The sequence below is a fragment of the Streptomyces triticirhizae genome (assembly GCF_003696235.1).
GTDB lineage: Bacteria > Actinomycetota > Actinomycetes > Streptomycetales > Streptomycetaceae > Streptomyces > Streptomyces triticirhizae.
In genome coordinates this window covers 1-15,276 of record NZ_RFFJ01000150.1, presented here as the reverse complement: position 1 = coordinate 15,276, position 15,276 = coordinate 1, and the positions used below count along the sequence as shown (strand labels likewise).

Sequence of the window (15,276 nt, the reverse complement as noted above, 5' to 3'; positions counted from 1 at the left end):
CGGCCGGCACGCCGGCCCCCGACGTGCCGGTGCTGCCGGTCGTGGCGCCGGCGCCGGCCAGCGCCTCGCCCGCCCCGCCGGCGTGCGGGGGACAGTTGATGTACCTCATCTTCACCTCGGGCTCCACCGGCCAGGCCAAGGGCGTCGCCGTGACCCACGCCGACGTGCTGGCCCTGGCCGGGTTGGACGAGCGGCTGGCGGTCGCCCCCGGCGAGCGGGTCGCGCACCTCGCCCCGGTCTCGTTCGACGCCTCGGTGTTCGAGATCTGGGTGGCCCTCTGCCGGGGTGCCACCGTGGACATCCTTCCGCCGGGGCCGGTCACGGCCGCCTCGCTCGGCGCGTTCCTGCGGGAGCGGCGACCCGACTGGCTGTTCCTGACGACCGGCCTGTTCCACGCGATGGCCGACCACGACCCCGAGGGGCTGGCCGCCGCCGGCACCGTGCTGACCGGGGGTGACGTGCTCTCGCCCCAGCACGTGCGGGCGATGGCCCGGCGCACCCGGGTGTTCGCCGCCTACGGCCCCACCGAGACCACGGTCTTCGCTTCCCTGCACCGGGTGGACCCGGCGGCGGACTGCCCGACGGTGCCGCTGGGCACCCCGTTGAGCGGCACGGGCATGGGGGTGTTCGGTCCCGACCTCACCCCGCTTGAGAACGGCCGGCTCGGCGAACTGTGCCTGTCCGGCGCGGGTTTGGCCCGTGGCTACGACGGTGACCCGGGCCGCACCGCCCTGCGGTTCGTGCCCGATCCCCGGGGCGTGGGCGGGCGGCTCTACCGCACCGGCGACCTCGCGAGGCGGCGGGCCGGCGACGTCTTCGACTTCCACGGCCGCGCCGACCGCCAGGTGAAGATCCGCGGGTTCCGCGTCGAACTCGGGGAGATCGAGGCGTGCCTGAGCCAGCATCCGGCCGTGGCGGCCGGCGTCGCGCTGGCCGTGGCCGCGGCGGGCGGCAGCCGCCTGGTCGGGTACGTCTCCCCGGTTCCCGGGCAGACCCTCACCCCCGGCGCCGTCCGCCAGTGGCTCGGCGACCGGCTCCCGCCACACCTGCTGCCCGGCGTGATCAAAGTCGTCGACGAGATGCCCCTGGACCACAACGGGAAGTTCGACCGGAGCGCGCTCGACACGTCCTGGGTGGAGCGGGACTCGCTGGACCTGGGCCCCTACCGGCCCCCCGCCCCGGGCCGGGAGACCCGGGTGGCGCACCTGTTCGCCGACGTCCTGGGCGTGGACCGGGTGGGGGCCACCGACGACTTCTTCCTGCTCGGCGGGGACTCGCTGCGCACCGTCGACCTGCTGGCGCTGCTGAGTGAGGCCGGACACGAGGTTTCCGCGCGGGAGTTCTTCCGGGGCCCGACGGTCGCCGAGGTCTCGGCGGTCTCCGAAGGACGGACCCCGCGGCCAGGGGCAGTGGGGTGAACCATGCGGCTCGACGACGAAGGAACGACGCTGGCCCGCTGCCCGGTGACGGCCCTTGCCGATCCCCTGACCTACCTGGACACGCCCCTGCACGGGGTGTGGGCGCGGCTGCGCGAGGAGGAGGGGCCGGTCAGCTGGACCCCGGCCGAGGCCGGCCACCCCGGCTACTGGAGTGTGACCGGACGCCGGGAGGTGCGCGAGGTTCTGCGCGACCACGAGACGTTCAGCTCCGAGCACGGCACCATCCTGGACTCGGTGGCGACCGGCGGTGATCCCGCCGGCGGGCTGACCATCACGCTGATGGACCCGCCCCGGCACACCGCCGTGCGGGCGCCCGTCGGCAGGCTGCTGTCCGCCCCGGCCGCCCGCGCGGCCGAGCCCGCGATCCGCGCCCGGGTGCGGCGGCTGGTGGAGCCGTGGCTGGCGGGCGGGGTCCACGAGGTGACCGGCGACCTGCGACGCCTCTCCGCCGTCGCCTTCGGCGAGGTCATCGGCATCCTGCCGGAGCACTGGGACGAGTTGGCCCGCTGGACGACCGCGAGCGTCGCGCCCAGGGACCCCAGCATCGCTCAGGGCGATCCCCCCGAGATCGTGCTGCGCGACGCGCACCACCACCTGTTCGCCGCCTTCCGCGCCTCCGTCGCGGCCCGCCGCGACGACCCGCGCGCGGACATCGTCACGGCCCTGGGACGACTGGAGGTGGACGGCCGCCGGCTGAGCGAGCGCGAGCAGCTGCTCAACATCTACAGCATCGTGCTCGGGGCCGGGGTGACGACGCCTCAGGTCGCCGCGCACCTGCTGCTGCTGTGCGCGCGCCGGCCCGAGCTGTGGGACGCGGTGCGCGCCGGGCGGGCCGCACCCGGCCCGCTGGTGGACGAGGCGGTGCGCTGGGTCACCCCGACCAACCACGTGGTGCGCCGCGTCACCCGCGACACCGAGGTCGCCGGGCACCGGATGCGGGCCGACGAGTGGGTCTGCCTGTGGGCGGCGGCGGCCAACCGGGACCGGGCGCACCTGCCGGACGGCGACGCGTTCCTGCCCGGCCGCACCGGCGGGCACCTGGGCTACGGGGCGGGGCGGCACATCTGTGTCGGAATGCACTTCGCGCGGGTGGCCCTGCGGGTCCTCGTGGAGGAACTGGCCGGCCGCGTGCGGAGGTTCGACCGCCTCGGGCCCGTGGACCACCTGGCCTCGACGTTCATCAACGGCATCACGCGACTGACGCTGGCCATGGAGGTAGACAGCGATGGACCTGCTGGAGACTGAGCTTCGCGCCGGGACGCCCCCGTCGTTCGACTCCATCCTGGCCGCCGAGTCCTACGACACCCCGGGGCGGCCGGACCCGCCCCACGCCCTGTGGCGGCTGATGCGCGACCTGCCCGCCCCCCACGAGGGACACACGGCCGACGGGGTGCGGATCTGGTCCGTCACCTCGTTCGCCGACGTGGTGCGGGTGCTGCGCGACACGGGCCGGTTCGGCTCGGAGTACGGCACGATCCTCGACGTGCGGCACGGCGACCCGGCCGGCGGGCACACCATCAACCTCACCGACCCGCCGCACCACCGGGCGCTGCGCGTGCCGACCAGCAGGGCGATGACCACGCACGCCCTGCGCCGGATGGCCGGGCTCATCGAGGCCAACGTGGACCGGATGGTGGCGCCCCTGCTGGAGCCCGGCACCCACGACGCCGCCGAGCACCTTCTCGCCCTGGCCATGGCGGCGACGGGGCCCGTCCTCCGCGTCCCGGAGGAAATGTGGCCGACCATCGCCCGCTCCGCCATGGCGGGGGTGGCCCCGGGCGACCCGGCCTACGCCGACGGGGACGTTCGCCGAACGCTCCACTTCGCGCACGTCGAACTCTTCGGCTTCCTGCGGGAGGTCGTCGCCGAGCGTCGCCGGCGGCCGGGGGACGACCTGGTGTCGCTGCTGCTGACCGTGGAGGTCGACGGCCGGCGGCTGAGTGATGACCAGATCCTGCTCAACTGCTACAGCTTCCTGATGGGGGCCAACACCACCACGCCCCACGTCGCGACGCAGCTGCTGCACGCCATGGCCGTCCGCGAGGACCTGGGCAAGCGCGTGCTGGCCGGCGACGACCGCACGGCCGGCGTGGTCGAGGAGGCCCTGCGCTGGTCCAGCCCCACCAACCACCTGATGCGTCGGGTGACCGAGCCGGTGCGGCTCCACGGGACCGACCTCGAACCGGGCGACCTGCTCTGCGCCTGGGTCGCCTCGGCCAACCGCGACGCGCGGGTCTTCACGGCACCGGACGAGTTCGACCCCGGACGCCACCCCAACCCACACATCGCCTTCGGCGTCGGGGCCCACATCTGCGTGGGGGCGCTCGCCGCCCGCACGGTGCTGCGGCTGGCCCTGAACCGGATCAGGGACCGGGTCGCCGAGGTGCGTCCGGCCGGGCCGGTCCGCCACCTGCGTTCCAACTTCATCAACGGCATCACCTCGCTCCCTCTGGAGGTCCGCACATGACCACCGCGACGGCCACCCTGCCCGATCCGCGCACCCCCTGGCTGACGCGCATCCCCGCGCGGTACGAGCCGGTCGCGGTCTGCCTGCCGCACGCCGGTCTCGGCGCCTCGGCGTTCTCCTCCTGGCCGGTGGGCATCGGCGGGGCCCGGGTCCTGCCGGTACAACCCCCGGGGCACGAGAGCAGGTTCCGCGAGCGCTGCCCGGTCTCCGTCGACGAGTTCGCCGAGGGCCTGGCCCGTGCCCTGCGCGGGCTGCGCCCCCGTCCCCTGCTGTTCGTCGGGCACTGCGGCGCGGTCCCCTACGCGCTGGAGACCGCCCGGCTGCTGCGGGAGTCGGGGACGCCGGCCACCCAGATGCGGCTGCTGGCCTCCTCGTGGGGAGCGCCCCACCGCGACATCTACGGGCCGCTCAACCAGCGCCCGCTGCACCTGATCGACACGGTGGCCGAGGTGACGGCCATGATGAGCGGACGCGCGATGCCGCTGGACCCCGAACTCGCCGAGGTCTACGGCGACGTGCTGATGGACGACCTGCGCGCCATGCGGGGCTACCGCTTCGACGCCTCCGAAGGGCTGCCCCTGTCGGTGACCGTGCTCGGCTGGAGCGACGACGCCGTGGTGCCCCGGGAACAGGCGCACGCCGGCTGGGACCAGCTGGGCGCGGTGCGGCTGCGCGCGCTGACGGGCGACCACCGCGCGTTCTGGGCGTGCGGGCAGCCGCTGCGGGAGCTGATCGCCGACGAGGTGCGGGAGTTGGTCGGCGATGCCCACTGAGACGCCCACGGAGACGGCCGCCGAGCCGTGCGCCGGGCCCGGGCCCGTGGCGCACCGGCTCGCCGAGGTCGCGGCCCGCACGCCTACGGCCCCGGCCGTCCACACCCGTGGGGCGGTCTGGACGCACGCCCAACTGGACCGGGCCGCCGCCCTCCTGGCGGGTCGGCTGCGCGCGGTGGGCGTGCGCGGGGGCGACGCGGTGGCGGTGCTGCTGCCAAAGGGCGGAGAGCTGGTCGCCGCCTATCTCGCGGTCTGGCGGACCGGCGGCCACGCGCTGCTGTTGGACCCGACCTGGCCCGGAGCCCGGCTGGACGCCGCGCTGCGGGCGGCAGGCCGGCCCGCCGCCGTGCTGACGGCGGACGACGTCCCGTTCGACGTTCCCCGGGTGCGGGTCGCCGCGGGCTCCCTCGACCGGGCCGGGCCCGGGGCGGCGCCGGTGGCCGGCCCGGGTCCGGTGCCCCACGATGACGCCCTCGCCTACGTCGTCTTCACCTCCGGGTCGACGGGCGCCCCCAAGCCGGTGGGCGTCACCCACGGCTCCGTCGCCCACAGCACCTGGACCCACCGGGCGGCGCACCGGATCACGCCCCGGGACCGCTCCGCCTGGCTGGCCCCGGCGGGGGCCTCCTCCCAGGTCGGGGAGGTGTGGCCGTACCTGGCGACGGGTGCGTCGGTGGTGGTGCCGCCCGAGGGCACCACGGCCTCGGCCCAGGCGACCAGGCGGTGGCTGCTCGACGAGGCCGTCACCACGGCCTATGTGAGTATGCCCCTCGCCGAGCGTCTGCTTGCCCTGCCCTGGCCGGCGGCGGGCGTGGCCCTGCGCCTGGTGACCGTCGGCAGCGACGCGGTGCGCCGCTGGGCGGACCCGGCGCTGCCGTTCGAGGTGGCCGTGAGCCTCGGGTCGGCCGAGGCCAACGGGATCAGCAGCGGGCTGGTGCCGTGGGCCGACCGCGTCACCTCCCGCACCGCCTCGCCCCGACTGCGGGCCGAGCGGCCCCCCGTCGGCCGGCCCTGGCCGGGCGTCGCGGGCCGGGTGACCACCCCCGAGCTGGCCGAGGCTCCCCCCGGGGCCGTCGGCGAACTGACCGTGTCCGGGCCCGAGATCGCGCTCGGCTACCTGTCGGAGCCGGGCAGGACGGCGGTAGCGTTCGTGCCCGATCCCCGGGCCGAGCGGCCCGGCGGGCGGACCTACCGGACCGGCGACCTGTGCTCCCTGGCCCCGGACGGCCTGCTGCGGCATCACGGCCGGGTGGACCGGCAGACCAAGATCCGGGGCCACCGCGTCGACCCGGCCGGGGTGGAGGCGGTGTTGCTGACCTGCCCGGGGGTGGTGGACGCGGTCGTGGTGCCCGAGCCGGGGCCCGGCGGGCACGCCAGGCTCGCCGCCCATCTGGTGTGCGCGGCCGGGCTGCGCCGAGGGGACGTCAGGTCCGCCCTGAGTGCCGCCCTGCCCTCGCACGCGGTGCCCACCGTGTGGTACCGCATGTCCGAACTGCCGCGCACCGCGACGGGGAAGGTGGATCGCGCCGCGCTGGCCGGTGCCGCCGGTGCCGAGCCGCTTCCCGGGGGCGACGCCCCGGCGACGCCGCCCGAGGCGCATCGGCCCGACCCGGTGCTCACGGCGGTGCTCGGCGCGTGGCGGGAGACCCTGGGCAGGCCCGACTGCCCGGCCGACGGCGACTTCTTCGACCTCGGCGGGGACTCGTTGACCGCCGCCGACCTGGCCGAGGCCATCGGCGGGGACCTCGGTCTGCGCGTCCGGCTGCGGGACATCTACACGCGGCCGACGCCCCGGCTGCTCTCCTCCCACCTGGCCGCCCGGATCGGCGGCGCCGCAACGGGGGAGGGGCCATGATCCACGCCGGCGTCCGGCCCGGGGCCCCGCCGGAGACCGCCCCCGAACCCCGGGCGCCCGAGGGCGGGTTGACGCCGCTCGGCGGGGGAGCCGCGCCCGGGGGCGTGACGTTGGGCTGGCGGACCGTCAGCGGCGATGCGGCCGACCCGCCGCTGCGGGTCCTGGTCGCGAGCCCCCGCGCTCGCGCCCCGTTGGGCCGGGTGATCGTCGCCCACCACCGGGACGGCCTGGACGACTTCACCGGCTCGGTCTGCCGGACCCTGGCCGAGGCCGGGTTCCTCGCCGAGGTCCCCGACCTCTTCAGCCGCGCCACCGATCCGGAGCTGACGCCGGCCGAACGGAAGGCGACCCTGCGGGACGAGACGCTGGTGCGCGACCTGACGCGGTGTCACGCCGCAGCCGACCGCGACGCCGGCGGCCTGCGCACCGGGGTCGTCGGCCACTGCATGGGTGGTCGGGTCGCCCTGCTGGCCGCCGTCGACACCGCCTTCTGCGCGGCGGCCGTCTCGTTCTACGGCGGCCGTCTCTTCCAGCCGTGGGGGCCCGGCCGGTCGCCGGGTGAACGGGTGGACCGGGTGCGCTGTCCCGTGCTGGCGGTCGGGGGGCGCGCGGACAGCCAGCCGTCGCCCGCCGACCTGGAGCGGCTCGCGCTCCTGGCCGCCGGGGCGCCGCATCCCGTGCGCGTCGCCCTGGCCGAGGGGGCGGGCCACGCGTTCATGAACTTCCTGCGCGCCGACCGGTACCACCCCCTGGCGACGCAGACCGGCTACGCCGTCGCCACCGCCTTCCTCACCGAGCACCTTGCCAGCACGCACGCCCCCGACCCCCGGGGCCCGTCCCCGACGACGACTCCTACCGCACTCCCCGAAGCGTAGGAACTGGAGTAACGATGACCGCCTCACCCGAGACAGCGGCGACGCCCGGAGCACCGGACGCCGCCGCGACGGACGGCCCCCCGCCGCTCGCCAAGAACCGCGACTTCCGCCTGCTGTGGACGGGGCAGACCGTCTCGCTGGTCGGCACGGAGATCAGCGAGGTCGCGTTCCCGCTGCTGGCGATCCTCACCCTCAACGCCTCGGCCGGTGACCTCGGCCTGATCAACGCGGCACGCACCCTGCCGGCCCTCGCGGTCACCCTCCTCGCGGGGATCGCCGTGGACCGGATGCGGCGGCGCAGGGCCATGTTGATGGCCAACCTGCTGCGGGCCGGCACCGTCGGCGTGGTGATCCTGCTGGCCTGGACCAACGGGCTGTCGATCGCCGCTCTCTGCCTGCTCGGCTTCCTCCTGGGCTCGTTCGCCATCGTCTTCGACCTGGCACACCAGGCGGCGCTGCCCCGCGTCGTCCGCCCCGACGACCTGCCGGCGGCGAACAGCCGGCTGGAGACCAGCCTCAACGTGGCCCGGATCGGCGGCCCCGGCCTGGCCGGCGGCCTGGTCTCCGTGGTGAAGGCCCCCGGGGCGCTCGTCGTCGACCTGGTCAGCTATCTGGTCTCCGCCGTGACCCTGGGCCTGATGCGCACGCCGGACGACCCGCCGGCTCCCAGGACGGAGAAGCGGCCTCCCATCCGCACGGAGCTGATGTCGGGGCTGCGGCTCGTCTTCCGCAACCGCTCGCTGCGGGCCCTGACCCTTGAGGCGGCGGTCTTCAACTTCGGCATCCAGATCTTCCTGACGTTGTTCCTGCTCTACGGAACCCGCACCGCCGGACTGTCCACCGCGCAGCTCGGTCTGGCCATGACCATCGGCTCGGCCGGCGGCCTGGCCGGCGCCCTGCTGATGCCGAGAATCGTCGGGCGGCTGGGCCTGGGACGGACCCTGGTCCGCGCGGCCGTGGTCGCCGGCGTCGGCCCGCTGGCCACGGTGGCGTTCACCGGGCCCGGGACGCTGGTGATGGTGATGATCGTGCTGAGCTTCTTCACCACGCTCTTCGGCGTGGTCGTGGCGAGCATCTGCACCGCCGTGCTGCGCCAGTGCCTGACGCCCAACGACATGATGGGCCGCGCGGTCTCCGCCGAGCTGTTCCTCACCGGCGGGGTGCTGCCGGTCGCCGCGCTCGTCGCCGGGCTGCTCGGCGAGACCATCGGGGTGCGCGGGGCGATGCTGGTGGGCGCCCTGATCGTTCCCCTCTCGCTGCTGGCCCTGCTCAACTCGCCGGTGACGCGGCTGGCCACGCCGGAGGACGCGCTCGCCCATCAGGCCGTCTCACCGCGCGAGAACGGGCCGGGGAACGGGCCCGAGGACGAGTCCGGGGCTGGGGCGACCCGGTGAACGCCCCCGTGACCATCCGACGTGCGAGCGCGAGGTGGCTGAGCGTCTGCGAGGGCCCGCCGGGTTCCCCGCTGGTGCTCGTGGCGCCGTTCGCCGGCGGAGGGCGGGCCTTCTACCGAGAGTGGGAACGGTTGTTCTCCCCGTGGGCCCGGCTGTGCTTCGTCACGCCGCCCGGCCGGGACCACCGCATCAGGGAGCCCGCGAGCACCGACCTCGACCGGTTCCTGCCGCGACTCGTCGCCGCCTGCGCCGAGTTGGTGGACGGGCAGCCCTACACCGTCTTCGGGCACAGCATGGGGGCGATGCTCGGCTACGAGATCGCCAGCGGCCTGCGCGACCTGGGGCTGCCGGAGCCGGACCACCTGGTGGTGTCGGGACTGTGCTCGCCCGACACCCCGCTGCCCGGACGGCCGCTGGAGGAGGCCGACGACCGGGAGTTGCTGGCGGAGCTGGCCGCCCTCATGGAACTGCCCACGGCCGGCCCGATGTACGAGCTGCTGGCCGCCATGCTGCCGACCGCGCGCGCGGACTTCACCCTGTGCGAACGCTACCGGTGGCGCCCCAGACCCCCGTTGACGACCGGGATCACCGCCCTGTGGAGCGTGGACGACCCGCTGACGACCCAGGAGGGTGTGGCGGCCTGGGCCCGGCACACCACCGGCGGTTTCCGGGAACTGCGTTTCGGCGGGCCGCACTTCTTCATCCGTGGCCTCGGCGGCGTCGTGGCGGACGCGCTGTCCGCACCGCACCGTGGCGCATCCCCTGGAAGGGAAACGCACCCATGACCACGATCGACGGCACCACCCGCTGCGAGGAGATCTACGCCTCGCCGGCCCCCAGCTTCTGGGGCCAGCGCCCGACCTCGCTGGTCAGGGACCTGTGCGCCCGGCAGTCCGTCGCCGGCCTGAACGCCCTGGACGCGGGCTGTGGCGAGGGCCGCAACGCCGTCCACCTCGCCCGGCACGGGGCGGTGGTCCACGCCGTGGACGTCTCGGCGACGGCCCTGACCCGCGCGGTGTCCCTCTTCGGCACCGTCCCCGGCGTCACCTGGGAGCAGGCCGACGTCACGGACCGCCCGCTGGCGGACGGCCGTTACGACGTGGTCGTCGTCTACAGCCTGACGCACTGGCTGGCGGGAGCCGAGCGCGTCCGCGACGTGATGGCCCGGCTGCGGCGGGCCACCGCCCCCGGCGGGATACACCTGTACTGCGCGTTCAACGACCGCCTGCCCTATCCGCACGCGGGGGACCAGCGGCCCACGCTGCTGGGCCACCAGGAGCACCTGGACCTGTACGCGGGCTGGGACGTCACCCACGCCACCGACACCGACCTGGACGACGTACACCCCGGCGAGGAGCCGCACCTGCACGCGATGACCCGCGTCGTCGCCCGGAGGCCGCGATGAGCGCCCCGCGTGTCCCCAGCGCGGCGGACGGCTTCCTGGGACGCTGGCGTGCCCGGGCGGCGCGCACCTCGCGGCTGGGCGTCGGCCTCGGGCCGTCTCCCGAGCGTCTCGCCTGGTGGGGCCTGCCGGACACCCTCGCCGCCGCCCGCACCCACTCGTTCACCGTGGTCGACGCCGTGGCCGACCGGGTCTCGCTGGTGAAGATCCAGACGCCGTTCTTCGAACGCTTCGGAGGGCCGGGCCTTGAGCTGTTGCGCGCGGTGGTGGACCGGGCCCGTGCGGGCGGGGCCCTCGTCGTGCTGGACGCCAAGCGGTGCGACGCGCCCGACGTGGCGCGGGTCCTGCCCGAGCTGTATCTCGGCGAGGACAGTGTGCTCGGGGGCGACGCGGTCACGCTGGTGCCCTGGATGGGGCTGGACTCGTTGGAGCCGACGCTCGTCGAGGCGGGACGCCGGGGCTGCGGCGTCCTGTTGATGGCCCGCACATCCAACCACGCCGCCGGCACGGTGCAGCACGCCGTCGGCGGGACCGGCGACACGGTGAGCCGGACGATCGCCGAGCAGGTGGCGGGCTGGAACCGCGCGCACGGCACGGATCACCTGGGCGCGGTCGTCGGGGCACCGGGACCGGAGGCGCGGGAGCTGGTGGCCCGCACGGAGACGGGGCTGGTCTCCCTGCCCGGGCTTGGCCGCCAGGGCCGGAGCGTCGCCTCGGTGGTGGCGGCGGCGGGCGACCAGCTGGACCGGGCGGTCCTGCCCGTCACCTCCGGCCTGCTCAGGGGCGCCCCCGAGCGGCTGTCCGCTTCGCTGGACGGCTGGCTCGCCGAGGTCGACGACGCCTGTGAACGCGCCCGCCGAGCGGCGGTGGCGGCATGAGCGCGACCTTCGCCCACCCCCTCGTCCACCCGCCGGAGTGGCCGGTGTACTCGGACCAGGCCCGTGAACGGGTCGCGCGGCTGGTCGCCGAGGGCCGCACCTTCGACTACGGGCACGGCCCGGAGCTGCGGCGGTTGGAGGAGTCGATGAGTCGACTCACCGGCCAGCCGCACTGCCTGGCGGTCAACTCCGGGACCAGCGCGCTCTACGCCGCCTACTTCGCCCTGGGCATCGGTCCCGGCGACGAGGTCCTGGTGCCGAGCCTGACGTTCCTGTCGACCGTGACGCCGCTGCTGCTGCTCGGCGCCGTGCCGGTGCTGTGCGACGCGGGCGACGACCGGGGCAACGTCACGGCCGAGACCCTGGCGCGGCACATCACCCCCCGCACCCGGGCGGTGTGCGTCACCCATCTGTGGGGCCACCCGGTCGACATGGACCCGGTGGTCGCCCTGGCCGCCTCGCACGGCCTGTCCCTCGTCGAGGACTGCTCCCACGCGCACGGCTCCACCTACCGGGGCCGGCCCGTGGGCGGCTTCGGCGACGTCTCGGTGTTCAGCCTGGGCGGGGTGAAGACGGTCTCCGGCGGCATGGGCGGCGTGCTGGCGACGCGGCACCGGCGGCTGCACGAACTGGCCTGTCTGCTCAGTGGGTTCCGGCAGCGGTCCAGGGCCAGCGTGCGGAGCCGGGAGCTGCGGCCGTTCGTCGAGACGGGGCTCGGCGGCAACCTGCGGATGAGTCCGGTCGCCTGCGTGCTGGCCCAGTCGCACCTCGACGCGTTGGACCGGCTGGTCGCCGCCAGGGCCGACAACTTCCGACGCCTGGAGGCCGCCCTGGCCGCCCGTCCCGAGCTGGCGCCGCTGCCCACGGCAAACGGCTGCGATCCGGGGGCCCGCTACGGGTTCCACCTGGCCCTGACCGGCCGGCTGGCCGGGCGGCGTGACGCGCTGGTGGCCGAACTGCGGGCCGTCGGGCTGGCGGTGCGCGCGCCCACCACCGCGCCGCTGCACCGGGAGCCGCTGTTCACCTCGGGGCCGCCGGACGGCTGGGCGCTCCACCCGGGGGTGCACTGGCCGAGCGTGCTGCGCGAGACCGCCGCGCCGCGTCCGCGCGCGGAGGCCCTGTGGGACAGCTGGATCGCGCTGCCGGCCACCCACCTGTACGAGGAGGACAGCCCGTTGGTCGACGCGTACGCCGAACGGATCGTCTCGGTCGTCGACCGGCTCTGCGGCGGGGCGGCGGTCGGCCCGGTGGGGAGCGCGTCGTGAGCCGGCCCGCGCGGGAGGTCGCGACCGTGGGCCCGTCGAAGAGGCCACGGGACGGGGTGGTTCCGTCATGAGCGCGACGGTCGAGACCTTCCGAGGTCGGCGTCGGGACCGGGACGAGCCGCGCGCCGGGGAACCGGACCGCCGGCGGCGCCCCGGCCCCGTGGTCGTGGTCGGCGTCCTGCTGGTGGCCGCCCTGGCCCTGCTGGTGCCGCTGCTGTGGGCGGGGGAACGGTGGTTCTCCTCGCCGCAGGCCGACTCCGGGGCGGGCGGCGGCGGTCACGGCTCGGACCTGGTGCTGCGCCTGCTGGTGGCCCTGCCCCTGATCCTGGGCGCCTGCCATGTGGCGGGCCGGCTGGCGGCACGGCTGGGGCAGCCGCCCGTCATGGGGGAGATCGCCGCGGGTCTCGCGCTGGGCCCGTCGGTGCTGGGGGCGCTGTGGCCCCAAGCCGCCGCCTGGCTCTTCCCCGCGCAGCTGCTGCCCGTGCTGGAGTCGCTGGGTCAACTCGGCCTGGTCTGCTTCATGTTCCTGGTCGGCTACGAACTCGACCTGGCCGCCCTGCGCCGCAGCCGGGGCGCCACGGTGGTGGTCTCGCTCGCCGGCCTGCTGGTGCCGTTCGTGGGCGGGGTGCTGCTCGCCTTCCCGATGTACCGGACGTTCGCCGGGGAGCACACCGGGTTCGTCTCCTTCGCGCTGTTCCTGGGCGTGGCCCTGAGCATCACCGCGTTCCCGGTACTGGCCCGGGTGCTGCGGGACCGGCGGATGGAACGCACGCCGGTCGGGGCGTTCGCCCTCGCCTGCGCGGCGCTCGGTGACGCCCTGGCCTGGTGCCTGCTGGCGGTCGTGGTGGCGATGGCGGCCGGCGGCGGGGCCGGCGGGCTGGGCGCGGTGGGCGTGGGGCTGGGCACCATCGCCCTCACGGCGGCCTTCACGGCCGTGCTGTTCCTGCTGGTGCGGCCCCTGCTGGCCCGTCTCCTCGCCCGGCCCGGCGGCGTCGGGGCGGCCGGGGACGCGTCCGCGCTGCCGGTGTTGATCGTGGGTCTGCTGCTGTCGGCGTTCGCCACCGAGGCCATCGGCGTCCACCCGGTCTTCGGGGCGTTCCTCTTCGGGCTGGTCACCCCGCGCGGCACGGCGCGCACCGAGCGGTCGGTGGCCCATGTGGAGGGGTTCGCCGGTGCCGTGCTGCTCCCGCTGTTCTTCGTGCACACCGGGCTCCAGACCACCTTCGGGCTGCTGGCCGCCGACTGGCGCACCGTCGGCTGGTTCCTGCTCGCGCTGGCCGCCGCCGTGCTGACCAAGGTGGTCGGCGCGGTCGGCGCGGCCCGCTGGTCCGGGTGGGGGCGCAGGGACTCGCTGGCCCTCGGCGTGCTGATGAACTGCCGAGGGCTGACCGAACTCGTCGTCCTGAGCCTGGGACTGAACATGGCGATCATCACGCCGGCCGCGTTCGCGCTGCTGGTCCTGGTGACGCTGGTGACCACCCTTGCCACCGCGCCGCTGTTGCGCGTGCTCTACGGCCGGGTCGAGCGGAGCGATTCCGCGGCGCCGGCGGAAACGAAGGTGACGCAGTGACTGTCGCTCCCCCCGCGACGCCGGTGACCCGGGCACCGCTCTCCGCGCTCCAGACGCAGCTCTGGCTGAGCGAGCAGGCCGACCCGGAACTGGCCCTCTACCACGAACTGACCGCCCTGCTGCTGGACGGCGACCTCCCGGCCGACCGCCTTGAGGGGGCGTTGCGTACCGTCGTCGCCCGGCACCCCGCCCTGCGCACGGTGGTGGTGCCCGATGGCGACGGCGCGGTCGCGCTGCTCGACGCCGAGGCCGGGCCCCTCCGCGTCACCCGGCTGACCGCTCCCGCACGCCCCACGGAGAAACAACTCGGCCTGCTGGCAAGGGAGTTCGCCGAGCGCCCCTACCGGCTCCCGACCGGGCCGCTGCTGCGGGTCGGAACCGTCGCGCTGCCCGGGCCGCGCACCCTGGTGCTGGTGGGCACCCACCACCTGGTGGCGGACGGCCGCACCCTCGACCTGCTGCTGGCCGAACTCGACCGCGCACTGTCGGCGCCGGCCGGCGAGGCCCCGGCGGAACCCGGCGGAGCGGGCGCCGACGAGGGGGCGCACGCCTACGCCCGCTGGCACGCCGAGCACCGGTCGACGGAGGCGTTCCGGGACGCCGAGCGGCACTGGGCCGAGGCGCTTGCCGGCGCCCCGACCCCCGTGGCCCTGGGCGGTGGCGGCGGGACGGACCGCCTGGACCGGGGCGAGACGCTGCGGCTTCCGCTGGCCGCGCGGTCGGCCCGGCGGCTGCGGTCCCTGGCAGCCGCGCACCGCCGCAGCCCGTTCGCGGTGCTGCTCGCCGCGTTCGCCGCCGTCCACGCGGTCTGGCACGGGGAGCCGGACGTGGTGCTGGGCACGGCGGTCGACGTCCGCACGCGCCGCTTCAGGGACACGTTCGGACACTTCGTCAACGTGGTGCCCGTGCGGCTGGACGCCGGTCCCGACACCCGGTTCGCCGACCTGCTGGCGGCGGCGGGCGACGGGCTGTTGGACGCCGTCGAGCACCGTCAGGTCCCGTTCGAGCGGATCGTCGGCCTGGCCGGCCCCGGGCGGCGGGGCGTCGCGCGCCCGCTGGTCAGGACGGTGGTGTCGGAGGCGAACCTGACCGGCCCCGACCGCCTCGGCGGCCTGTGCGCCAGGCGGCTGGCGGTGCCGCGCACCCGCGGCAGGTACGACGTCCTCCTCCAGGCCGACCTGTCCCACGCGGCCGAGACGCTGCTGGTGGAGTACGACACCGCGCTGCTGGGCCGGGACGACGTGCTGCGGCTCGTCGCCGACTGCGAGGATGTGCTGCGCGCGGCGGCGGACGACCCGGCCGGGCGGCGGCTCGCCGGGCTCACTGCCGGCCTCGCCGGCCCGCCGGCCGACCGCGCG

At 75.7% G+C, this 15,276-nt stretch carries 13 protein-coding genes; all 13 read left to right on the top strand.

Annotated features, from left to right (window positions below; genetic code table 11):
* Positions 1-1,418 (top strand): non-ribosomal peptide synthetase (locus EBN88_RS22060; protein WP_147472799.1); only part of this gene is annotated, 1,418 nt, incomplete at its 5' end.
* A 3-nt stretch (positions 1,419-1,421) separates the two neighbouring features.
* Complete coding sequence (locus EBN88_RS22055; protein ID WP_122185652.1) at positions 1,422-2,684, top strand: cytochrome P450; 1,263 nt, start codon at positions 1,422-1,424, stop codon at positions 2,682-2,684.
* Complete coding sequence (locus EBN88_RS22050; protein WP_122185651.1) at positions 2,665-3,906, top strand: cytochrome P450; 1,242 nt, start codon at positions 2,665-2,667, stop codon at positions 3,904-3,906. The genes EBN88_RS22055 and EBN88_RS22050 overlap by 20 nt, the downstream gene beginning before the upstream one ends.
* Complete coding sequence (locus EBN88_RS22045) at positions 3,903-4,679, top strand: thioesterase II family protein (protein ID WP_122185650.1); 777 nt, start codon at positions 3,903-3,905, stop codon at positions 4,677-4,679. The genes EBN88_RS22050 and EBN88_RS22045 overlap by 4 nt, the downstream gene beginning before the upstream one ends.
* A complete protein-coding gene (locus EBN88_RS22040) occupies positions 4,669-6,534 on the top strand; it encodes a non-ribosomal peptide synthetase (RefSeq protein ID WP_122185649.1) in 1,866 nt (621 codons plus the stop codon). Before EBN88_RS22045 ends, EBN88_RS22040 begins: the two co-directional genes overlap by 11 nt.
* Positions 6,531-7,409 (top strand): dienelactone hydrolase family protein, encoded by an 879-nt coding sequence (locus EBN88_RS22035; protein ID WP_122185648.1) that lies wholly within the window; start codon positions 6,531-6,533, stop codon positions 7,407-7,409. The genes EBN88_RS22040 and EBN88_RS22035 overlap by 4 nt, the downstream gene beginning before the upstream one ends.
* Positions 7,410-7,423: 14 nt before the next feature.
* Complete coding sequence (locus EBN88_RS22030) at positions 7,424-8,803, top strand: MFS transporter (RefSeq protein ID WP_122185647.1); 1,380 nt, start codon at positions 7,424-7,426, stop codon at positions 8,801-8,803.
* Positions 8,804-8,811: 8 nt separating this feature from the next.
* The gene (locus EBN88_RS22025; RefSeq protein WP_158621485.1) at positions 8,812-9,588 is read left to right on the top strand and encodes a thioesterase II family protein; all 777 of its coding nucleotides are present in this window, start codon (positions 8,812-8,814) and stop codon (positions 9,586-9,588) included.
* Positions 9,585-10,208 carry a class I SAM-dependent methyltransferase gene (locus EBN88_RS22020; protein ID WP_122185645.1) on the top strand — a complete coding sequence of 208 codons (624 nt, stop codon included), beginning with the start codon at positions 9,585-9,587 and terminating at the stop codon, positions 10,206-10,208. The genes EBN88_RS22025 and EBN88_RS22020 overlap by 4 nt, the downstream gene beginning before the upstream one ends.
* Entirely contained in the window at positions 10,205-11,083 is an 879-nt protein-coding gene (pyrF, locus tag EBN88_RS22015) for an orotidine-5'-phosphate decarboxylase (RefSeq protein ID WP_122185644.1), read from the top strand. Before EBN88_RS22020 ends, pyrF begins: the two co-directional genes overlap by 4 nt.
* A complete protein-coding gene (locus EBN88_RS22010) occupies positions 11,080-12,348 on the top strand; it encodes a DegT/DnrJ/EryC1/StrS family aminotransferase (RefSeq protein WP_122185643.1) in 1,269 nt (422 codons plus the stop codon). Before pyrF ends, EBN88_RS22010 begins: the two co-directional genes overlap by 4 nt.
* Before the next feature lie 67 nt (positions 12,349-12,415).
* A complete protein-coding gene (locus tag EBN88_RS22005) occupies positions 12,416-13,918 on the top strand; it encodes a cation:proton antiporter (RefSeq protein ID WP_122185642.1) in 1,503 nt (500 codons plus the stop codon).
* Positions 13,915-15,276, top strand: a 1,362-nt coding sequence (locus EBN88_RS22000; protein WP_233580844.1) for a condensation domain-containing protein, incomplete at its 3' end; no start/stop codon positions are given. The genes EBN88_RS22005 and EBN88_RS22000, both read left to right, overlap by 4 nt.